This window comes from Mesobacillus foraminis (assembly GCF_004340465.1).
GTDB classification, from domain to species: Bacteria; Bacillota; Bacilli; order Bacillales; family Cytobacillaceae; genus Mesobacillus_B; species Mesobacillus_B foraminis.
The window spans coordinates 100,216-118,925 of the sequence record NZ_SLVV01000009.1 but is presented as its reverse complement, the minus strand read 5'-3'; the positions used below and the strand labels follow the sequence as shown (position 1 = coordinate 118,925).

24 protein-coding genes are annotated in these 18,710 nt (G+C 44.7%); 9 read left to right on the top strand and 15 right to left on the bottom strand.

Annotated elements, in window-relative coordinates; all coding sequences use genetic code 11:
• Window positions 1-97: 97 nt before the first annotated feature.
• From xerD to EV146_RS17315, 6 genes are all read right to left on the bottom strand, one after another.
• Window positions 98-991 carry a site-specific tyrosine recombinase XerD gene (gene xerD, locus EV146_RS17340; RefSeq protein WP_121611941.1) on the bottom strand — a complete coding sequence of 298 codons (894 nt, stop codon included), beginning with the start codon at window positions 989-991 and terminating at the stop codon, window positions 98-100.
• Window positions 992-996: 5 nt separating this feature from the next.
• The gene (locus EV146_RS17335; RefSeq protein ID WP_121611940.1) at window positions 997-1,221 is read right to left on the bottom strand and encodes a YqzK family protein; all 225 of its coding nucleotides are present in this window, start codon (window positions 1,219-1,221) and stop codon (window positions 997-999) included.
• Window positions 1,222-1,355: 134 nt separating this feature from the next.
• Window positions 1,356-1,841: a ferric iron uptake transcriptional regulator gene (gene fur, locus EV146_RS17330; RefSeq protein ID WP_121611939.1), complete on the bottom strand. Its 486-nt coding sequence runs from the start codon at window positions 1,839-1,841 to the stop codon at window positions 1,356-1,358.
• A 121-nt stretch (window positions 1,842-1,962) separates the two neighbouring features.
• Complete coding sequence (gene spoIIM / locus EV146_RS17325; RefSeq protein ID WP_132008787.1) at window positions 1,963-2,604, bottom strand: stage II sporulation protein M; 642 nt, start codon at window positions 2,602-2,604, stop codon at window positions 1,963-1,965.
• A gap of 126 nt (window positions 2,605-2,730) precedes the next feature.
• Complete coding sequence (locus tag EV146_RS17320) at window positions 2,731-3,900, bottom strand: endonuclease Q family protein (protein WP_132008784.1); 1,170 nt, start codon at window positions 3,898-3,900, stop codon at window positions 2,731-2,733.
• Window positions 3,897-4,451: an NUDIX hydrolase gene (locus EV146_RS17315; protein ID WP_121611936.1), complete on the bottom strand. Its 555-nt coding sequence runs from the start codon at window positions 4,449-4,451 to the stop codon at window positions 3,897-3,899. Before EV146_RS17315 ends, EV146_RS17320 begins: the two co-directional genes overlap by 4 nt.
• A 73-nt stretch (window positions 4,452-4,524) precedes the next feature.
• On the opposite strand from EV146_RS17315, the gene mciZ reads away from it, so the two are divergent.
• Window positions 4,525-4,671 (top strand): Z-ring formation inhibitor MciZ, encoded by a 147-nt coding sequence (gene mciZ / locus EV146_RS17310; protein WP_121611935.1) that lies wholly within the window; start codon window positions 4,525-4,527, stop codon window positions 4,669-4,671.
• A gap of 61 nt (window positions 4,672-4,732) precedes the next feature.
• Complete coding sequence (locus EV146_RS17305; protein ID WP_132008781.1) at window positions 4,733-5,647, top strand: aldo/keto reductase; 915 nt, start codon at window positions 4,733-4,735, stop codon at window positions 5,645-5,647.
• An 84-nt stretch (window positions 5,648-5,731) separates the two neighbouring features.
• Here the strand turns inward: EV146_RS17305 and EV146_RS17300 are convergent, their stop codons facing one another.
• Both EV146_RS17300 and EV146_RS17295 read right to left on the bottom strand, forming a co-directional pair.
• A complete protein-coding gene (locus EV146_RS17300) occupies window positions 5,732-6,268 on the bottom strand; it encodes a GrpB family protein (RefSeq protein WP_132008778.1) in 537 nt (178 codons plus the stop codon).
• Complete coding sequence (locus tag EV146_RS17295; protein WP_132008775.1) at window positions 6,265-6,531, bottom strand: YqkE family protein; 267 nt, start codon at window positions 6,529-6,531, stop codon at window positions 6,265-6,267. The genes EV146_RS17300 and EV146_RS17295 overlap by 4 nt, the downstream gene beginning before the upstream one ends.
• A 310-nt stretch (window positions 6,532-6,841) precedes the next feature.
• Here EV146_RS17295 and EV146_RS28185 point away from each other — a divergent pair, with 310 nt between their 5' ends.
• Both EV146_RS28185 and EV146_RS17290 read left to right on the top strand, forming a co-directional pair.
• A complete protein-coding gene (locus EV146_RS28185; protein WP_257535507.1) occupies window positions 6,842-6,976 on the top strand; it encodes a hypothetical protein in 135 nt (44 codons plus the stop codon).
• Window positions 6,977-7,075: 99 nt separating this feature from the next.
• The gene (locus EV146_RS17290) at window positions 7,076-7,996 is read left to right on the top strand and encodes an alpha/beta hydrolase (RefSeq protein WP_132008772.1); all 921 of its coding nucleotides are present in this window, start codon (window positions 7,076-7,078) and stop codon (window positions 7,994-7,996) included.
• Window positions 7,997-8,222: 226 nt separating this feature from the next.
• Here the strand turns inward: EV146_RS17290 and EV146_RS17285 are convergent, their stop codons facing one another.
• Together EV146_RS17285 and EV146_RS17280 are read right to left on the bottom strand one after the other, a co-directional pair.
• On the bottom strand, window positions 8,223-8,762 hold the full coding sequence (locus tag EV146_RS17285) for a hypothetical protein (RefSeq protein ID WP_132008769.1): 540 nt from the start codon (window positions 8,760-8,762) through the stop codon (window positions 8,223-8,225).
• Between the two features lie 53 nt (window positions 8,763-8,815).
• Window positions 8,816-9,136 carry an iron-sulfur cluster biosynthesis family protein gene (locus EV146_RS17280; RefSeq protein WP_132008766.1) on the bottom strand — a complete coding sequence of 107 codons (321 nt, stop codon included), beginning with the start codon at window positions 9,134-9,136 and terminating at the stop codon, window positions 8,816-8,818.
• Between the two features lie 129 nt (window positions 9,137-9,265).
• On the opposite strand from EV146_RS17280, the gene EV146_RS17275 reads away from it, so the two are divergent.
• Complete coding sequence (locus tag EV146_RS17275; protein ID WP_121611928.1) at window positions 9,266-9,478, top strand: CDGSH iron-sulfur domain-containing protein; 213 nt, start codon at window positions 9,266-9,268, stop codon at window positions 9,476-9,478.
• Between the two features lie 44 nt (window positions 9,479-9,522).
• Here EV146_RS17275 and EV146_RS17270 read toward each other — a convergent pair whose 3' ends face one another.
• Together EV146_RS17270 and EV146_RS17265 are read right to left on the bottom strand one after the other, a co-directional pair.
• Window positions 9,523-9,861 (bottom strand): YolD-like family protein, encoded by a 339-nt coding sequence (locus EV146_RS17270; RefSeq protein ID WP_132008763.1) that lies wholly within the window; start codon window positions 9,859-9,861, stop codon window positions 9,523-9,525.
• Window positions 9,862-9,886: 25 nt separating this feature from the next.
• Complete coding sequence (locus tag EV146_RS17265) at window positions 9,887-11,146, bottom strand: Y-family DNA polymerase (protein WP_132008760.1); 1,260 nt, start codon at window positions 11,144-11,146, stop codon at window positions 9,887-9,889.
• Window positions 11,147-11,373: 227 nt separating this feature from the next.
• Here EV146_RS17265 and EV146_RS17260 point away from each other — a divergent pair, with 227 nt between their 5' ends.
• Window positions 11,374-11,571 carry a YqzH family protein gene (locus EV146_RS17260; protein WP_158287128.1) on the top strand — a complete coding sequence of 66 codons (198 nt, stop codon included), beginning with the start codon at window positions 11,374-11,376 and terminating at the stop codon, window positions 11,569-11,571.
• A gap of 41 nt (window positions 11,572-11,612) precedes the next feature.
• On the opposite strand, the gene EV146_RS17255 is transcribed toward EV146_RS17260, so the two are convergent.
• The gene (locus EV146_RS17255) at window positions 11,613-12,410 is read right to left on the bottom strand and encodes an SDR family NAD(P)-dependent oxidoreductase (RefSeq protein ID WP_132008754.1); all 798 of its coding nucleotides are present in this window, start codon (window positions 12,408-12,410) and stop codon (window positions 11,613-11,615) included.
• A gap of 344 nt (window positions 12,411-12,754) precedes the next feature.
• Here EV146_RS17255 and EV146_RS17250 point away from each other — a divergent pair, with 344 nt between their 5' ends.
• Together EV146_RS17250 and proC are read left to right on the top strand one after the other, a co-directional pair.
• Window positions 12,755-12,979 carry a hypothetical protein gene (locus EV146_RS17250; protein ID WP_121611923.1) on the top strand — a complete coding sequence of 75 codons (225 nt, stop codon included), beginning with the start codon at window positions 12,755-12,757 and terminating at the stop codon, window positions 12,977-12,979.
• Window positions 12,980-13,019: 40 nt separating this feature from the next.
• Window positions 13,020-13,871: a pyrroline-5-carboxylate reductase gene (gene proC, locus EV146_RS17245; RefSeq protein WP_132008751.1), complete on the top strand. Its 852-nt coding sequence runs from the start codon at window positions 13,020-13,022 to the stop codon at window positions 13,869-13,871.
• A gap of 325 nt (window positions 13,872-14,196) precedes the next feature.
• Here the strand turns inward: proC and rnz are convergent, their stop codons facing one another.
• Window positions 14,197-15,126: a ribonuclease Z gene (rnz, locus tag EV146_RS17240; RefSeq protein WP_132008748.1), complete on the bottom strand. Its 930-nt coding sequence runs from the start codon at window positions 15,124-15,126 to the stop codon at window positions 14,197-14,199.
• A gap of 251 nt (window positions 15,127-15,377) precedes the next feature.
• Here rnz and zwf point away from each other — a divergent pair, with 251 nt between their 5' ends.
• The gene (gene zwf, locus EV146_RS17235) at window positions 15,378-16,841 is read left to right on the top strand and encodes a glucose-6-phosphate dehydrogenase (protein ID WP_219916383.1); all 1,464 of its coding nucleotides are present in this window, start codon (window positions 15,378-15,380) and stop codon (window positions 16,839-16,841) included.
• A 453-nt stretch (window positions 16,842-17,294) separates the two neighbouring features.
• Here the strand turns inward: zwf and gndA are convergent, their stop codons facing one another.
• Window positions 17,295-18,704, bottom strand: coding sequence for an NADP-dependent phosphogluconate dehydrogenase (gene gndA / locus EV146_RS17230; protein WP_121611920.1), 1,410 nt, complete (start codon window positions 18,702-18,704; stop codon window positions 17,295-17,297).
• Window positions 18,705-18,710 lie beyond the last annotated feature (6 nt).

Here is an 18,710-nt window from a genome sequence, read left to right as displayed (position 1 = left end):
TTGCAAGGAAACTATTTATGGATAACCAAAGAGCCATTTTTCCAGCTATCCGGTCCCCGCTTCTCCTGATGACATGTCTTTTAAATCTGGCAAACTCCTAAGCTCGCGGATGGAACTGGCTGTAAACATCCTTCAACCTTGTTTTTGTCACATGCGTATAAATCTGGGTTGTTGAGATATCCGCATGGCCAAGCATTTCCTGAACGGCACGCAAATCCGCCCCATTCTCCAGCAAATGGGTGGCAAAGGAATGCCTCAGGGTATGAGGTGTCAGTTCCTTTTGAATGCCAGCATCCTTTGCCAGGCGCTTTAAGATTTTCCAAAAGCCCTGCCTTGTCAGCCTCTTGCCATGAAGGTTCAGGAAAAGGGCTTCCTCCTTTTGCTGCTTTTCCATAAATCTTGGCCGGCCTTTATCAAGATACTTTTCCAATGCGGCAGCTGCCGTTTTTCCGATTGGAATGATTCTCTCCTTGTTCCCTTTGCCGATGCAGCGGACAAAGCCCATAGTCAAATGAACATCAGCCAAATTAAGTCCAATCAATTCACTAACCCTGATGCCAGTCGCATACAGGAGTTCCAGCATCGCTTTATCCCTATAGCCAAAATGGTCAACCAGCCTGGGGGATTCCAGCAGAATCTCTACCTCCGCAAGGCTCAGTACCTTGGGAAGAGTCCTTTCCAGCTGCGGGCTTTCAATATGGACAGTAGGATCATGCCCGACTGCTTTTTCACGCAATAAAAATTGATGAAAGGACCGGATTGAAGCCACATGTCTGGCAATCGTCCTGGAAGACTTCCCCCCATCCTTAAGGTAGCCAAGGAAGTGGACGATCTGAAGCCGCTGGACACCCTGCAGGTCCTGAAGCCCCTCCACCTTTTCCATATACTTTAAGTAGCTTTTTAAATCACGTTCGTATGAGGTGATGGTATTTCGCGACAGCCCTTTTTCAACAATCAAGAAGTGAACAAAATCTTTGAGACACTCTTCCATTTCTATTACTCCCCATTCAAATAAAACAGGATTAACCGGTCGAGCATGCTTGGCTCATCTTCAGAAGTTTGCGCCGAAACTTTTATGGCAGCTCCCTCCGGCTCATCATACCGATGGTAATTCTGGTACTCTTCGTTAACCCACATAATACCATAGTAAAATAAAATTGTGCATCCCGTGAATAAAATAAACACCTTGAATGCATGCAGAATCATTGAGATAAATTTCATTTCATGGCCTCCGAGTAGCTTAATACTACAAGATATGCCATTTTGGACAAGAAATATACCTAGAAGAGGTGCACATCCTGTACAAGATCCTAATAATTAAAAAAACCCTTTCTCGCGGAGAAAGAGTCTGGCTTCTATGCCTGTTCTGCTTTTTGGGGTAAATCCTCAAGTTGATCATTGTCTTTTTCCTGGCAGCGGTGACAAATGCCATGAAAGGTAAGACGATGATCCTTTATTTTAAATTTCCAGTCTCTTTCCACAATCTCCTCGACATCCTCAAGAAGATCTTCCTGGATTTCATCGACAGCACCGCATTCTATGCAAACGAGGTGATGGTGAAAATGGGCTGCGCCCTCCTGGCGGAGATCGTAACGGGAAACACCATCGCCGAAGTTAATTTTATCGACTATTTTCAGTTCAGTTAATAATTCAAGAGTCCGATATACTGTAGCAAGACCAATTTCAGGAGATTTTTCCTTGACCAGAAGGTAAACATCTTCTGCACTAAGATGGTCTTCCTCATTTTCCAATAAGACACGAACAGTTGCTTCACGCTGCGGCGTTAGTTTATAGCTGGACGAATGCAGCTGTTTTTTTATTCTCTCGATTCTTGTTTCCATATAGTTAGTCTCACTCCCCCGCCACTGTCAATTATCATTATATCAGAAGGGAATAGAGATTCAAAATAAAATTATTACAAACTAGAGACGATAATTATTATAAAACAATAATTATTAACAACTAACTTATTGTATGGATGACAGTCTTAAGGAGCGCAGGTGAAATGATGGCCTCAATGCCAGCTGCTGCGGCAACAAAAACGACCGCAATGGCAAAGGAAAATAAATACCTGAAAAATTGTGGCAGCACAGGCTGATTTACCTTCTTCATAAACTGGTTCCTGATCATTTTTAAAGAAAACGTTACACTCAAAGCGGCCATAATGATGAACAGCGGGATGATCAATAAATTTTGAGGCAAAATGGAAACAAATGAAAGCAAAAAGCCATCCCACCCCATTTGATTGACAAGGAACCCTACCGTAAAGCCTACCGCCATGCCTTTCATAAATAATATTATAAGAATGACCGGAAGGCCAATGATGGAGATCCCCAGCACCCAAATCAGACCAATAAATTTGCTGTTATCAAAAAAGCTTTGTGCAAACAAATCACGGGCTGCTGCCACATCACCGTCTGCTGCCTGTCCAAAAAACTGAGTTAGATAATAAAACAAATCTTCTTTCTGCGTAAAGCTTAAACTGTTGACAATCACTGCCCCAAAAATTACACCCATTAAAAATAATACAACTACAAACAAATAGATAGAGGAATATTCTCGGAGATGATCAGCTGCGACGTTCTGGTATTTTTTTTTCTTCATTGTTTTTCCTCCTGCACATTGGATATTAGATTTTATGCAGGATTAAACGTTCTATGACTAGCATTTTAGAAATAGCGATTAATAGATTTGACAACTGGAATAGGCCGGCCCCTTGCCGGCCGGCCCTCACTTATTTATTATCTTTCCGTATCTCCCGCCGCCTCCGGCATGGACCTTTAACTCTCCGCTCCGGGCTTTGACAATTAAGTCTGCAATCTTTGCCGGGATGGCTTCTTCTAGGGCTGCACGCGGAACAGAGTGCAGCACAGCCATTTCCGTTCCAAAATGATCCATAAGCCGTTCCAGCAATTTAGGTCCCAAACCGGGAATGAATTCAAGCGGAACCTGATGGATATAAGGCGGCCTGCCTCCCATTGTACCGGATTCTGCTGTTTTAAGCTCAGCAATTCTGTCAGCCACACCTCTGATATATTTTTCACTGCCGCAATGTAAACAATGAAGTGCCCCTTCCGGAAAGGGAGACAGACAATTTGAACAAACCGTCCTGTGATACTTTCCCAGCAGGGGATCCAGTCCATAATTAGCCGCTACTTTTCTGCCATCCTCCCTGCTTAGTGCTTTTCTTAGCTCTTCAAAAGAGGGTTCTTTCATTTCAATCTTTTGGTATTCCCTCGCAATCTTGGCAAGAGAATGAGCGTCTGAATTGGTGAGAAAAGGGTAACGGTGCAGCTCGAGCAGCTGATCGGCCATTGAGGTGTCGGCGCTTAAACCCAGCTCCACTGCATCAATGAGGGCCGGATCAAAAACTTCCGCCAAGGTGCGCTTGACCCCTTTCCCATACAAACTTTTAAAAGGGGTAAACACATGGGCCGGTATGAACAGCCCTCCTAATTCCTTCGTCTTCTTTTGCAGCTCTTTCCCCGAGACATACACACGCTGCGAGCTCAAATGAATATTTTTCAGATGTAATGACAGCCATTCGGAAAAAAGGCGCATGGTGTGAAGGTACGGAAAAAAGCAAAGTACATGGATTGGGCCTGACGTTTCTTCACTGTTGATTTCCAGCTCTGAACCAGGGATGATGCTCATGTCCCCATACATAAGCCCGCCATCTGGATGCTCTGACAGTTCCCCCAAATCAAGAAGTTCTTCCAGCTCCTGCAGGACTTCCGGGGAATGGCTATCAATAATCCCTACCATATTGAGCCCTTTTTTATCCCTTGCGTGGGCAATCAGGTTCGTAAGGGTCAATGTTTTCGCCCCTGTAATTTTTACTGCTCTGCCGGTTCTTGTCCGCCCGATATGAATATGCAAATCGGCGTAAAATGAAGTCATTTTCTTCCCATTGCTTTTTGCAGCTGCAAATATTGCACGGCAAAAGCAGTCTTGGCATCATAGATTTTTTGTCCCTTCACAAGCTCAACTGCTTCCTCTAGGGTGATTTCAATTAAATGAACGAACTCGTCCTCATCCGTTTCAGCGGCATCCTCTTTTTTGGTGAGACCTGTTGCCACATATATGTGAACCAGCTCATCAGCGAACCCAGGTGAAGTATAAAAGGAAGTCAGCCATTCCATTTTGGCGCATACATAGCCTGTTTCCTCCTCCAGTTCGCGGGCGGCGCAAATCTCGGGCTTTTCTCCTTGTTCCAGCTTTCCAGCGGGGATTTCTACAATCGTTCGTTCGAGTGCTTTTCGATACTGCTCCACCATGACAATTTTATGATCAGGGGTAACGGCAATGACAGCCACTGCTCCTGGATGTTTAATGAGTTCCCTTTTGGATGTTTTTCCATTTGGAAGTTCCACCTCATCTACCTGAAGGCTGATGATTTTCCCGGTGAAAATCTTTTCTGTACTGAGCGTTTTTTCTTCTAATGAGCTCATTCCATTCACTCCTGTTCTAATCCAAGTCTAATACTTCATACATTTTACCATACAAAATGAAGGGAGCATCACGATGAAGGTATATGTATATGACAATGGATTCTTGATGGCAGGGAAAGCATGGGAAATTAAAAAGAAACTAAAGGAATACAGCAAGGAATACAAACTAGTAAAGGACTGGACAGAGGCAGTCTCTAAAAGCGTTCCCCGTACAGATTAGTTGTAGTCACCCTGTCTCTTTCGATAAAATGGAGAAAAACGGGAATAGGGTGAATAGAAAAATGAGAAAACGGCAGTTAGGAAACTCCGATTTGTATGTAAGCGAAATGAGCCTCGGCTGTATGTCACTGGGAACCAATGAGAAAAAAGCCCGTACCATTATTGAAGCCGCACTTGAGGAAGGCGTGAATTATTTTGATACGGCCGACTTGTATGATCATGGTGAAAATGAAAAAATCGTCGGACAGGCATTTAAAGACGTCAGAAAAGAGGTCATCATCGCCTCCAAGGGCGGCAACCGCTGGAATGAGGCGAAGGACGGCTGGAGCTGGGACCCATCAAAGAATTATCTAAAGGACGCTGTCAAATACAGCCTTGACCGGTTGCAGACCGATTATATCGACCTTTACCAGTTACATGGAGGGACCATCGAAGACCCGATAGAGGAAACGATCGAAGCTTTTGAAGAGCTCAAGGCAGAAGGCTTGATTCGGCATTATGGAATTTCTTCCATCCGGCCGAATGTGATACGGGAATATCTCAAAAAGTCTTCCATTGTTTCTGTTATGATGCAGTATAGCATTCTGGATAGACGGCCTGAAGAAGAGGCTCTTCCGCTGCTGCAGGAAAGAGGCGTTAGCGTTGTGACAAGAGGATCGGTGGCCAAAGGGCTGCTGAGCGAACTATATTTCGAGAAAGCTTCCAACGGAAAAGGCTTCCTTGATTATCGTTCTGGAGAACTTCTGGAGGTACTCCCTCTTCTAAAAGAAAAAGTGGCTTCGGCACGGGCGCTTGAAGAAGTGGCCCTGCAATATAATTTGGCTAATCCTGCTGTTGCTTCAGTTGTCACTGGGTCAAGCACGGTTGAACAGGTCCGGGCTAATGCCAGAGCCGTTAACAGCGAACCGCTTACCTCTGAGCAGGTTTCTTTGATACATGCCTTGACAAAAGCCAGCCAGTATCAGGAACATCGTTAATCGAAAAGAAATTTGGCAAATTTCTTTTCGCGTGTGAAATATTGAATAGAAAAACAAACAAAAAGCAGCCTGGGCTGCTTTTTTTCATTGAAAAGCTGTCGAAGGCCTCCAGTCACGCGCCTTTTTCTCAAGTTCTACTATGATGGGCGATTTTTCCTGGATATAAGAGTCAATCCTGTAGGTATTCCTTGCAGCTGCGCGTTCCTTGACTTCCGCATATCTGTGAGCTTCGTCGGGATGTGCCCTTAAGAAGTCACGAAACACTAAATGCCGGTAGACCTCATAACTCCCTTTTGCAAATCCATGTACATGATACAAACGAACCCCGTTTCTATCACTTTTTTGAAAATAACGCCTGCCTGGTATCCCATTTTCCCCTTTAGCTACATAGCCTGCATTTTCCATGGCGGATACAGCGGAATCAATCACGGAAAGGTTTTCGGCCTCTATCAGAATATCAATAATGGGCTTTGCACTGAGCCCGGGTACGGAAGTGCTCCCAATATGGTGAATCACCACATCCCCCTTGATGAAAATGGTCATGAGGCGCTCCTGTTCCTTTTTAAATAGTTTACTCCAATCAGACGAATATGGAACCACTTCGACTTTTCTTCTGTTCATTTATATTTTTTCCAGTCCATATCACTTTTGGAAAGAAGCTCTTCAAACGACATGTTCTTTTCTCTTAAACGCTGCTGCTCCCGTTTTTTCCTGGCCTCCTCTTCTCTTTCCTGTTTTTTTTGCTTTTCTTCCTGATGCTGCAGCTCCTGCTGTTTTTCTTTCAGCTGTGCCATTAGATCTTGATTAAGCATATCTCCAAGGGTAACGGGCTTGTCATCTTTCCTGGTCTGGGGCCTGGCTTGTTGTTTTTTCTTCTTTTTCATTTACATAACCTCTCTACTATTAATCTTTTATTTAAAAATTATATCACTCACCCTATGATATTTTAATTGAAAATAGACCTTTTTCCTTCCTGATTCACTGGATAATTTTCTAGACTGCTGGGAAAAAGGATTCATCTAAGGGATGATGAAAATATGAAGAGGCGGATACTGAGCGAAAGGGTTTCATCAAGTCGATGATAATCATAACTTAGAAGTGAATCACAGCATGCCTTTTCAACCTTTTATGCATAAGGTGCCATTCAATAGCCATCTTATTTATTGAAGTCATTTTTGAAGGGAGACACTGCAAATGAGCCAAAAGCGGGAAAAAGGAAACAGCCAGAAAGGAAAGCCCAACGCCAATAATGTCAAACAGACAATCGCTGCCGAGGAGCTCGACAAAGCCATTCATCCAACCAACCGCCAGAGCTTGAGCGAGGGATGATTGATTTCCTGACTTAGCCGTTCATCAGAGCGGCTTTTTTATGCTTTCAGTTTCCTGTTTAAGGTAAAATAAAAGAAAAAACACTGGTGGAGGGGTCTTATGCGAAGGACGCTTCGTTATGTATTTTCTGTCTTGCTTGTCATTGCTACGGCAGGGTTTTATTTCACTAATCGGATTATGTTCATTAAAAAAAAGGCAGATGAAGAAATTGTGAGACGTGACGAGGAAGCGGGCTTCCTGAACTCCAACGACTTTGAAAAACTGCCGAAAAGAGAAGTGTCCATTACATCTCCCTTTGGCTATCATCTAAAAAGCATCCTCGTTGAACCATGGGAAACCAATAGATATGTTATTTTCTGCCATGGAGTTACTGAGAATAAAATGTCTTCTGTAAAGTATATGAATCTCTTCCTGAAAAGAGGGTTTAATGCGGTCATATACGATCAGCGAAGACACGGGGAATCCGGAGGACGGACTACCTCCTACGGATTTTATGAGAAGTTTGACTTAAAAGCGATAGTCGACTGGCTCAAATCGGAAAAGGGAAAGCATTTGCTTGTAGGCATCCATGGAGAATCAATGGGGGCGGCAACACTGCTTCAATATGCCGGCATGCTCGAGGATGGCGCTGATTTTTATATTGCTGACTGTCCCTATTCAGATTTTGCTGAACAGCTTGCGTACCGGGTTAAAGAAGAAGTGAAATTGCCCCCGCGGCTGATTATGCCAATTGCCCATTTGTTTTTGAAGCTGCGCGATCATTATCCACTAAAGGATGTTTCTCCAGTATCTGCGGTCGAAAACATAGAGCATCCTGTTCTCTTTATTCACAGTCAAAAAGATGATTATATTCTTCATCACATGACAGAAGAACTTTTTGACCGAAAAAAGGGACCCAAAAAGCTATTTCTGGCTCAAAATGGCGTGCACGCCAGGTCGCTCGGTGAAAATCGCGAGGAATATGAACAGGTCCTTGATGAATTTCTCGAAGAGTTTGGTTTAAAAGAATCTGGTTCATAATGCAGACAGCGGTATCTTCATAACAGTGCGCAACTATTTAAAACAGTCCCTCCTGACGGGTGATGGACTCCTGCGGTTTATTCCTTACAATTATTTTTTATAGATGCCGCCTCGGGAACCGATATTGCAGGCGACGGATTTACTCATTTTCAGCATAAAAGCAAGGCGTGAATCCTTTGGATTCACGCCTGATAGTTTGAAGCGATTAATGCCTGGCCTTTCCCGGCTATTTCCCTTGACGGTTAAGCTCTTTTCCGTCTTTCGCCAAGCCTCTGGCAAACTGATAATCCCCAATTGCATAGTAGTATCTTTCTTTCCCTTTTTTAATCACTTTGGCCACACTAAACTTTTTATCTGATTTGGCCACTTCCACTTTGGTTATTTTCGGGCTGTTTATTTTCCCAAACAGGAACGGCACCTTTACTTCCAGCTTGCCATCCGGGCTGTAAACATGGAAAACATCCTTATACTGCATCATAAAATCATTCTTCTCATAGATCCAGTGATTATGGCCGACGTTTTCCCATCCGTCCTTGCTGTTCCCCTCTATAAATGCTGCCCCCAGGGCATCGACTCTTTCCGCTCCATCTTTTTGCTTTGTGGTATACAGGACAAGAGTACCTTCCTTTAATTTCTCCATATGTACGATCTGTTGAATATTAAATGGGATCCCTTCTTCTATTGCTTGATCCAGGGTTTCATATCTGCAGGCCGCCAGAAGCAGCATACACATCGCCAACATTATGGCTCGTCCGACTTTCCCCATGCCTTGCCTCCCAGGTTGTATTGTTCAGGTTTGTTTTCTATGCAGAATAAGCCTTATGATTTTATAATCAGGCTCATGCAAGGGTTGAAATACTGGTTCGGGCTCTTTAGCTGGAAACAGCCCTTTTCCTCCGCATAATCAATTGTCAATTGCTCATCAAAGAATATCTCCTTTGCTTTTTCAATAAAAACAGAAAGCCCGTTGGTTTTCACTTTTGAATCTGTATGTTCGGGCTGTTCAACAAACCAGAGCATTGCAATTCCATTTACGGCACAGCAATCTTCCGTATCGTACACAATTTTGTATACTCCCTGTTTTCCCTCTGTTTGAGCTCTGAGTTTTTTTTCTGCATTCTCTGTTATATGAATCTCCATGACTGACTTTCTCCCTTCCTCTCCTTATTTTACCATGGAAGAGCATTTTGTTCTTTAACTTGCATTTTACTTTATTTCCTTTTACCATCATAGTATAAATATGGCAAATTTGTGAAGGGTGGTTTTTTGATGTCTAAAGTGCAAATTAAAGTAAACGATAACGGATCATTGCGGGTATCGGGAGATGTTGAGCTTGTTGACGCGGAGGGAAATGTGTTTGAAACAAAACCGACATTTTCATTGTGCCGGTGTGGTCTCAGCAGCAAAAAGCCATTCTGTGATGGCTCTCATAAAGGAAAATTCGAGTCGGTGGTCCGGGCTCATCCTAAAGAATCTGAATAACCTTAAAGCAATGGCCGCTTTCTTGAGGCTATTGCTTTTTTCCTTCACCATTCTTCCGTGATTCTGGCATCAGCTATACTCGACAGCCCGATGCGGTGAGTCTCTTTAAACCGGTCAACGATATGCAGCCTGGCTCCTGCTTCATCCCAATAATGAATTTTCCCAACCACCAGTTCATAGTTCCGCTGCCAGCGGTAAGTAACTGCAACAGGGCAGTTAAACTCCATTGCTTCAAGGATGGTCTCGTTCATCAGCTCAAGCTGCTGCTCGTCAAGCTCCTTCTCTTTTTCCTCTTCATCCTCCTTTGCCCAGTCCCGAAGCATCTTAACATGTTCTGGCAGCATCATTGAGGTCCATTTTATTCTTCCACGGTCACGAATCATCCTGTTTTCCTCCTTAACCTGCACCTTAACCTTTATGCCCGCCTACGAGCTTTGCCCTCTGCTTTGCAGTTCCTGCAGCTGTGTAGGAAACCGCCCGCAACAGGGCTGTGGAACCAAAACGGGCGCGAATCCGATCCATCGTGTACCCAAGCTCGCGCCGCCTCCAGCTATCCGGATCGAATAAATCGAGCTGAAATTGACTGTCCTGTGTCAGATTCCCAAGTGATATCGAGATGCTCCGCACTGTTTTCCCGGAATAGTTCTCGGTGAATAATTCAAGACAGACACGGTAAAGCTCCATAGTCACATTGGTAGGGCTGTCGATTGTCCTTGAGCGGTGAAACCCTCCTCCGAATTCATCCTGGCTGTAGCCCAGGCCAAAGCTGATGGTCCTGCCAGCCTTGCCGTGGCTCCTTGCCCTGCGTGCCACCTCTTCGCACATCTCAAGAATGACGTGTTTGATTTCCTCTTTTTCTTTATAATCCCGGAGAAGGATCTGGCTTTTTCCGAAACTGATCTGCCCCTCCATGATTGGGGCCCCAATTTCGGAAAAGTCGATTCCCCAGGCATGGTGGTAAAGCTGATTGCCCATGATGCCGATTTTTTTTTCCAGCTTCTCAAGATCATAGCGGGCGAGCTGGCCGACAGTAAAAATCCCCATGCCGTTCAGTGTTTTTTCCACCCGCCGGCCAATCCCCCACATTTCCCGGAGCGGAGACACCTTCCAGAGTTTTTTCTGGACATCTTCATAAGTCCATTGAGCAATCCCTTCCTTTTTCGCTTCAAGATCAAGGCACAATTTGGCCATCAGCATATTAGGGCCAATACCGATCGCGCATGGAAGCTGAAACTCCCTCTCAATGTCATCCCTGATTTTTTCAGCAATCGTCCAGGCGCCTCCCAGGAGCCTGGCAGCCCCATCCACCTTGATAAAGCTTTCGTCAACACTGTAGGTATGAATCGCTTCTTTTGGGGCATAGCGGTTGAATACTCTGGAGATTTCTGTGGAGATCCTTAAATAGGTGGACATCTTCGGGTCGACAATTCGAATTCGGGGATCCTCGGGAATTTCAAACATTCTTGAACCCGTTTTAATTCCAAAGTCCTTTTTTAATCGTGGTGAAGCCGCAAGCACGACGCTGCCGGTGCGGTCTGTATTTCCTACGACAGCAAGATAGCACTCAAGAGGATCAAGGCCAAGCATCACCGCAGAACAGCTTGCATAAAAGCTCTTCATATCAACACATAGAATCTGGTTTTGCGGCATATCACGGTAATCAATCATCTTTTTGTCCTCCCTTGGGTGCTCTTGAGTCATCAGCCTATCCTGAATTTCCATAATTTTGCACTGGAAAATAACAGGAACATTTGTTCTCTAATTCATTATACCCATAATATTAAGCGAATATGCGTTCGGTTTCAATGGAAATTTTCCGATGAAGTTCATAAAAACAGGTTATTATGGAAACAGAATGTATTTCTGGAATGGGAATTAAGGAGAGGTGTTCATCAGTGGATAAAAAATTAATCAAGAAAATGGTAAAGAACTGCTTCCTCCAGTACAGCCCCGGCGATGAGGAAACCGTCACGCTAAGTGAAGAGGAATTCGAGATGATGTACAGCAAAATTTCGCAAATGAAAATGAGGGAGCCAAATGTTGATTTATATGAAATTGTTCATGATGTAGTGTACGATTTTTTAATCAACTAAAAAAACCGGCCCTTGAAGTACCATTCGGCCGGTTTACGCTCTTATTTTTGGTTGAAGGCCCGTTTTCCCAGTCGTTCGAACATGGTCGGGAACAGCGCATAAATGACACTTCCTGCATTCATCCAGCGCGGAAGGTTTATTTCTCTCGTTCTGGTCATCATTCGGTCGACAATCTGCCGGGCTACGTAATCAGGCTGAAGCATAAATCGCTGAACATTTTTTACATACGTACCTTGTTCATCGGCAATGTTGAAAAAATTAGTTGCAATCGGCCCGGGATTTACCGAAGTAACATAAATTCCGTAATCGTCCAGTTCCATGCGAAGACTGTTCGTATACCCGAGGACCGCATGCTTGGTAGCTGAATAGATGCTCGATTTAGGTGTCGCTATCTTGCCTGCCTGGGAAGCAATATTGATGATATGACCGCTCCTCCGCTCTCTCATCCCAGGTAAAACCATTGAGGTACAAGCCATAAGCCCAATGACATTCACCTCAAACATGGACTTGATTTCGTCAATTCCTGCTTCGTGGGCGTGGCGGAAAACTCCAAACCCTGCATTATTGACGAGGATGTCCACATGGCCAATTTGCTCCAGTATATCACCGAAAACATTTCGAACTCCCTCGGAGTCTGCTACGTCGAGGCCCCTGACAAAAATCTGGGCAGCATATTGTCCGCTCAGCTCTTTTTGCAGGCTTTCAAGCTTGTCTACACTCCGGGCAATCAGCACAAGATTGGCGCAATGCTTTGCGCAAAGGCGGGCCATTTCCGCTCCTATTCCTCCGGACGCACCGGTAATGATAATATTTTTCCCTATTAAACGAGTTTCTTTCAAATTGTTCACCTCAGTTCACAACATAATACAGGAAGGCCTGGCTCATCACCTCTGACGGTAAGTAGTCTCCCCAAGAGATAATAACAGAATTTGGCCCTCCCATTTTTCGGCACTTTAACTAGCAGAATACCATCTACACTTTATTTTAGTATAACTTTCAAATACTCCATACACACGTTTAAGTGTAGCGAATTATCAAGTAAATGTCATTATTTCTACATAATACTTTCAGAAAAGACTAAAAACTCCATTTTTTCCTCTTGACAGACGGCCTTTTTCTCTTGCATAATCACTATTAAATTTAATTATTTAAAAGAGCACTGAATAAGGCCAAGTAAACAGAAATGGCGACAGAGAGTGAAGATCCCCGGCTGAAAGACTTCACCGCCCTCTTCCCTGTTGAAACCTACCTTGCGAGCTGCCAGGCAAACCTGGACGTAACCGGCGTTAACGGACATAAAGAAGCACTTTTCCCTGGCGATAAAGTGAATGAAGGTGGTACCACGGAAGCAGAGACCTTTCGTCCTTTAACGGATGAGGGGTCTTTTATTTTTGAAAGGCGGCCATAGTAAGATGGAGATCAAAGAAAATTCAATTGGAGGAAAAAGAATGAAAAAGCTTGTTTTTATTGGAGCAGGCGCAATGGCCGAGGCTTTAATGTCGGGAATCATCGAGAATAAGCTGCTGGGCGGCGGCCAGGTATGGGTAACAAACCGGCAGAATCAAAAAAGGCTGGATCAATTAAAAGCTTCCTACGGGGTGAATGCATCGTATAAGTACGATGAGCTCTTCAGGGATGCCGACGCAGTAATCCTGGCAATGAAACCGAAGGATGCGGCATCCGCAATTGCTGAGTTTACTCCTTTCCTGACGGACAGCCTCTTAGTAATATCAGTTCTCGCAGGCGTTTCAAGCGAAACCATTGAAAAAGCAGCGGGGAGACAGCTGGCAGTTGCCAGGGCAATGCCAAATACGTCTGCTGCCGTCAACAAGTCCGCAACGGCCATTTCGACAAACGAGAGGGTGACAGAAACGCAAAAAGGGCTGGCAAAGGAACTATTTGATACGGTCGGTCTAACAGCGTTTGTAAAAGAGCAGCAGCTGGATGCTGTCACAGGACTTTCCGGCAGCGGTCCTGCCTATATTTATTATTTGGTTGAGGCCATGGAAAAGAGCGCAGCGGAAATTGGGATAGAACAGCAGCTTGCCAAAGCATTAATTGTCCAGACCCTGCTCGGGGCAGCTGAGATGCTGACAAAGTCAGACAAAGATCCGAAGCAGCTCCGAATGGAAGTGACCAGTCCGGGAGGGACCACTGAAGCCGGGGTCTCAATCCTTGAAAAACACGGGGTACAGGATGCAATGGTTGCCTGTATCATGCAGGCGGCGGCCCATTCAAGGAAAATGGGAGAAATGCTTTCGATTGAGCTGAATAAAGAATGGCAGCCAATTAAAAGCTAAGAGTTTCCGCAAAGAGAAAAAACTCCTGTTATACTAAAACAAGATGTTTACATTTGTCAGATAAATAAACGGGAATGGGGCAGTCAGGGGAAAAGGGCCAATTCCTCCGGGACATCCTTAACACGGCAAAGATATGAGGCTCTGGGAATTTGCAAAATGGCCGGCGGACCTGACTTTTATCGCGCGGGGATTTTTTGAAACCTTTTGGCCAGGAACTGCATCCAGGGATCTTCGCATAGGGTGCGGGAACATTTAAATGCCGGGAAAATCGGTAGAGTCAATCTATAAAAAATAGAAAAACAGACCGGAATTAAAGCCAGCCTGTTTACTGCTTGTCAATAGAGATTGGTACTTCCATAAAATCTTCCGCTATAATGGTTTCCGGAAAAACAGTTCTTGCCTCTTCAGCCAGCTGCACCCATCCTTCCTTGTCGTAGCGGGAGCTGATATGGGTAAGGCAGAGTTTTTTTACCTGCGCTTTTTTCGCAGCTTTTCCAGCTTGAATGGTTGTAGAGTGGAAATATTCACGGGCCAGCTCTTCTTCATTTCCCGAGAATGTAGCTTCGTGAATAAGCAGGCTGGCATTTTGTGCAAGGAATACACCCGCCTCACAGGGCCTGGTATCTCCAAGGATGGCGATAATTCTTCCTTTTTGGGGAGGCCCCAGAAAATCGGAAGGGTTCAGGACTCGTCCATCATCCGTTTTGACAGCAATGCCTTCCTTGATTTTTTTGTACTCGGGACCTGGTTTCAGCCCCTCTGCCTTTAATTTGTCAACCAGAAGCGTCCCAGGGCGGTCCTTTTCAACAATCCTGTAGCCATAGGAAGCAATGCCATGATCCAGAAGCCGGGCTTCGACAGTGAATTGTTCATCTTCGAATACGGTTCCTTCATCGATTTCAATAATTTCGAGATGATATCTCAGACAGGTTCTGCTGACCTTAAGGCTAATGTTCAGGTAGTCCTTTATCCCGGGAGGACCATACACAGTTACTAGTGATTCTCCACCCTGGAAGGACCTGCTTGCAAGAAGACCCGGCAAACCATATATATGGTCTCCATGAAGATGGGTAATGAAAATCTTTTCAATCCGTCTGGGTTTAATGCTTGTATGTAATATTTGATGCTGTGTTGCCTCGCCGCAGTCGAAAAGCCAAACAGCTCCACGCTCTTCAAGAAGCTTTAGTGCAATCGAGGTGACGTTCCTAAGCTTGGCAGGTACGCCTGCACCGGTTCCAAGAAAAAAAATATCCATGTTTAAAAACTCCTTTGTAAAGGAAGCCTGCTTCAGGCTGAAGGCAGGCCATTCAAATTTCTGCTAATACTATACCACAAAACAAAGGATAAATTGGAAGTCCTAGATAAAAACTATCTTAAACCTTTCATTTGATTATTCCGGATGAAACAGATAAAATTTTGAACAGTGCAATCGTACATATCATTTAACTTTAAATAAAGAGAGGTTCTATTACCGTGGCACATAATGAAAAACCGACAGCGTTAATCATGATTTTCGGAGCAACAGGAGATCTGGCCAAACGGAAGCTGTTTCCGTCCCTGTACCAGTTATTCCAAAAGGACAGGCTGGACCGATTTGCGGTCATCGGGGTTGCCAGAAGATCCCTGACCAACGAAGAATTTAAAGACAGTGTCAAAAAATCAATCGCCCCGAATGGCGAAACCGACAGTTCCATTGAAGAATTTGTTTCAAAGTTTTATTACCATTCACATGATGTAACCGATTCTAACTCCTACTCTGCCTTGAACGAGCTTGCAAAAGAGCTTGACAGCGGATATAAGCTCGATGGAAACCGGATTTTTTACCTTGCAATGGCCCCTGAGTTTTTCGGAACCATTGCCGAGCATCTGAAGAGTGACGGACTGACGGATGTCGGAGGCTTCAAACGGCTTGTGATTGAAAAGCCATTCGGCCATGACCTGGAATCTGCCAAAGTACTCAACAGACAAATCAGGACTGCCTTCTCCGAAAATGAAATTTATCGAATTGATCACTATCTTGGCAAGGAAATGGTGCAGAATATTGAGGTCATCCGATTTGCAAACAGCATTTTCGAGCCGCTTTGGAATAACCGGTTCATTTCGAACATTCAAGTGACTTCAAGCGAGACGCTTGGTGTCGAGGAGCGGGGACGCTACTATGAAAAAAGCGGAGCTTTAAGGGATATGGTCCAAAACCATATGCTGCAAATGGTATCCCTGCTGGCAATGGAGCCGCCAATCAGCCTGACAACAGATGAAATCCGCTCTGAAAAAGTAAGAGTATTCCGTGCATTAAGAACCATTAAAGGCAGTGAGGTCAATGAGTATTTTGTGCGGGGCCAATATGGAAGCGGAACTCTAAATGGCAAAGACGTGCCGGCATATAACCAGGAAGAGATGGTCAACCCTGAATCCAACACCGAAACCTTTGTTGCCGGAAAATTGATGATTGATAATTTCCGCTGGGCAGGAGTGCCCTTCTATATCCGGACAGGAAAGCGGATGGAGACAAAATCGACGAAAATCGTGGTTCAGTTCAAGGATATTCCGATGGACCTTTACAATAAACAGGAGGGTTCTGTCAGCCCTAACCTTCTTGTCATTCATATTCAGCCGGACGAAGGGATTACCCTGCATCTAAATGCGAAAAAGAACGGCCAGACGTTTGGTTCGACTCCTGTTAAGCTCAGCTATGCAAACAAGGGTATTGATGGACTTAACACACCAGAAGCCTATGAAAAGCTTTTATACGACTGCCTCAGAGGCGATGCGACGAACTTTACCCACTGGGATGAAGTTGCACTTTCATGGGGCTTTGTTGATAATATTTCTTCGGTATGGGAAAACGAAAAAGAGGAGAGCTTCCCTAACTATAATTCTGGGACAATGGGGCCTAGAAAAGCAGAAGAACTGCTTGAAAAAGATGGATTCTTCTGGTGGCCGGTTGAGAACCTGGATATCCAGGAATGATAATAACATGAAAAAAACCAGCGAACAAAACGTTCGCTGGTTTCAGTTTGTCGACAAAAGGGGTTCGGAATGGTTCTATTCCGAACCCCTTTTGACTATTATTGAGCTTATACTTCAGGTTAGACGCCCCCTCACTTTGGACAATAAGCCAATATCGGAACTCTCCTTGCCCATGGCCAAAATGGCTTTGTTCCCCTGCTATATTAACATTTGAAAAACTTTTGATTGGAGAAAGCGTGAAAACTCCTGCGGGATCAGGGGGACAGGTGTGAGACCCCTCAGGAACAGTAGCGACGAGGATGCTCACCGCCCGCCCCGCGGAAAGCGAAACGCCTTGAACGTCAACAATTCCTTTTCTAGACAAAAAAAACCGTAGACAAGCTCGATTTTCATTGAGTATGTCTACAGTCTGAAACCAGTGAACAAACCGTTCGCTGGTTTTTTATGTTCTTATTATTTCATCCATTCAGTATGGAAAATGCCTTCTTTATCCACGCGTTGGTACGTATGAGCACCAAAGTAATCCCGCTGCGCCTGAAGCAGGTTAGCCGGAAGCGTTTCTGTACGGTAGCTGTCGTAATATGCCAGTGCGGATGCGGAGCAAGGAACAGCAATACCACTTTGAGCTGCCAATGCTACAATCTCTCTCAAGGCCCCCTGGTAGCTTTCAACGATCTCCTTGAAGTATGGATCAAGCAGCAGGTTTTTCAAGCCAGGATCGCGGTCGTAGGCATCCTTGATCTTTTGGAGGAACTGCGCTCTGATAATGCAGCCTCCGCGGAAGATCATCGCAATATCTCCATATTGGAGATCCCAGCCGTATTCTTCAGATGCTGCACGCATTTGAGCGAAACCTTGGGCATAAGAACAGATTTTGCTCATATAAAGTGCCTTGCGTACAGATTCTATGAATCCTTCACGATCGCCTGTGAATGGTTTCGCTTCAGGTCCACGCAATAATTTGCTTGCCTCAACACGCTCATCCTTCATGGCAGAAATGAAGCGGGCAAATACGGATTCAGTAATAAGCGGAAGCGGTACTCCAAGGTCAAGCGCACTTTGGCTGGTCCACTTACCTGTTCCTTTCTGACCGGCTGTGTCCAGAATCACGTCTACAAGCGGCTTGCCGGTTTCCTCGTCCGTTTTCGTAAAGATATCTGCAGTTATTTCAATAAGGTAGCTGTCAAGCTCTCCTTTGTTCCAGTCGGAGAACACTTTATGAAGTTCATCTGCAGTAAGCCCAAGAACGTTCTTTAATAGGAAATATGCCTCGGAAATGAGCTGCATATCACCATATTCAATTCCGTTATGTACCATTTTCACGTAATGGCCTGCACCATCCGGGCCAATATAGGTCGTACAAGGCTCACCGTTTACTTTTGCTGAGATATCCTTAAAAATAGGCGCTACAAGATCATAAGCTTCCTTCTGGCCGCCAGGCATGATGGATGGCCCTTTAAGAGCTCCTTCTTCCCCGCCGGATACCCCAGTACCGATAAAATGAAGGCCTAATTCGCTAAGTTCTTTATTTCTGCGCTGCGTGTCAGCAAAGAAGGTATTCCCGCCGTCAATCAGAATATCTCCTTTTTCAAGGTAAGGCTTCAGCTGATCAATGGTTGCATCAGTCGGGCCTCCTGCCTTGACCATTAGCATAATTTTACGGGGCTTCTCTAAAGAATTGACAAATTCTTCAACAGAAAAGGTACCAACAATGTTTTTCCCTTTTGATTCCTCAAGCATTTCATCCGTCTTCTCTCGGGAACGATTATAAACTGAAACAGAATAACCTTTGCTTTCCATATTCCACGCAAGGTTTTTTCCCATTACGGCAAGGCCGATGACGCCAATTTGCTGTTTTGACATTTTCCA

Bases quoted from the DNA above. Each gene is read 5' to 3' on its own strand.
- EV146_RS17280 (WP_132008766.1), bottom strand. From the start codon at position 9,136: ATGGAGATTCATATAACAGAGAATGCAGAAAAAAAACTCAGAGCTCAA.
- EV146_RS17275 (WP_121611928.1), top strand. From the start codon at position 9,266: ATGTCTAAAGTGCAAATTAAAGTAAACGATAACGGATCATTGCGGGTA.
- spoIIM (WP_132008787.1), bottom strand. From the start codon at position 2,604: ATGAAGAAAAAAAAATACCAGAACGTCGCAGCTGATCATCTCCGAGAA.
- EV146_RS17335 (WP_121611940.1), bottom strand. From the start codon at position 1,221: ATGAAATTTATCTCAATGATTCTGCATGCATTCAAGGTGTTTATTTTA.
- EV146_RS17305 (WP_132008781.1), top strand. From the start codon at position 4,733: ATGAGAAAACGGCAGTTAGGAAACTCCGATTTGTATGTAAGCGAAATG.
- EV146_RS17265 (WP_132008760.1), bottom strand. From the start codon at position 11,146: ATGATTGATTACCGTGATATGCCGCAAAACCAGATTCTATGTGTTGAT.
- fur (WP_121611939.1), bottom strand. From the start codon at position 1,841: ATGGAAACAAGAATCGAGAGAATAAAAAAACAGCTGCATTCGTCCAGC.
- mciZ (WP_121611935.1), top strand. From the start codon at position 4,525: ATGAAGGTATATGTATATGACAATGGATTCTTGATGGCAGGGAAAGCA.
- gndA (WP_121611920.1), bottom strand. From the start codon at position 18,704: ATGTCAAAACAGCAAATTGGCGTCATCGGCCTTGCCGTAATGGGAAAA.
- EV146_RS17285 (WP_132008769.1), bottom strand. From the start codon at position 8,762: ATGGGGAAAGTCGGACGAGCCATAATGTTGGCGATGTGTATGCTGCTT.
- proC (WP_132008751.1), top strand. From the start codon at position 13,020: ATGAAAAAGCTTGTTTTTATTGGAGCAGGCGCAATGGCCGAGGCTTTA.
- EV146_RS17295 (WP_132008775.1), bottom strand. From the start codon at position 6,531: ATGAAAAAGAAGAAAAAACAACAAGCCAGGCCCCAGACCAGGAAAGAT.
- EV146_RS17290 (WP_132008772.1), top strand. From the start codon at position 7,076: ATGCGAAGGACGCTTCGTTATGTATTTTCTGTCTTGCTTGTCATTGCT.
- zwf (WP_219916383.1), top strand. From the start codon at position 15,378: ATGATTTTCGGAGCAACAGGAGATCTGGCCAAACGGAAGCTGTTTCCG.
- EV146_RS17315 (WP_121611936.1), bottom strand. From the start codon at position 4,451: ATGAGCTCATTAGAAGAAAAAACGCTCAGTACAGAAAAGATTTTCACC.
- EV146_RS28185 (WP_257535507.1), top strand. From the start codon at position 6,842: ATGAGCCAAAAGCGGGAAAAAGGAAACAGCCAGAAAGGAAAGCCCAAC.
- rnz (WP_132008748.1), bottom strand. From the start codon at position 15,126: ATGGATATTTTTTTTCTTGGAACCGGTGCAGGCGTACCTGCCAAGCTT.
- EV146_RS17320 (WP_132008784.1), bottom strand. From the start codon at position 3,900: ATGACTTCATTTTACGCCGATTTGCATATTCATATCGGGCGGACAAGA.
- EV146_RS17270 (WP_132008763.1), bottom strand. From the start codon at position 9,861: ATGATTCGTGACCGTGGAAGAATAAAATGGACCTCAATGATGCTGCCA.
- xerD (WP_121611941.1), bottom strand. From the start codon at position 991: ATGGAAGAGTGTCTCAAAGATTTTGTTCACTTCTTGATTGTTGAAAAA.
- EV146_RS17250 (WP_121611923.1), top strand. From the start codon at position 12,755: ATGGCGACAGAGAGTGAAGATCCCCGGCTGAAAGACTTCACCGCCCTC.
- EV146_RS17300 (WP_132008778.1), bottom strand. From the start codon at position 6,268: ATGAACAGAAGAAAAGTCGAAGTGGTTCCATATTCGTCTGATTGGAGT.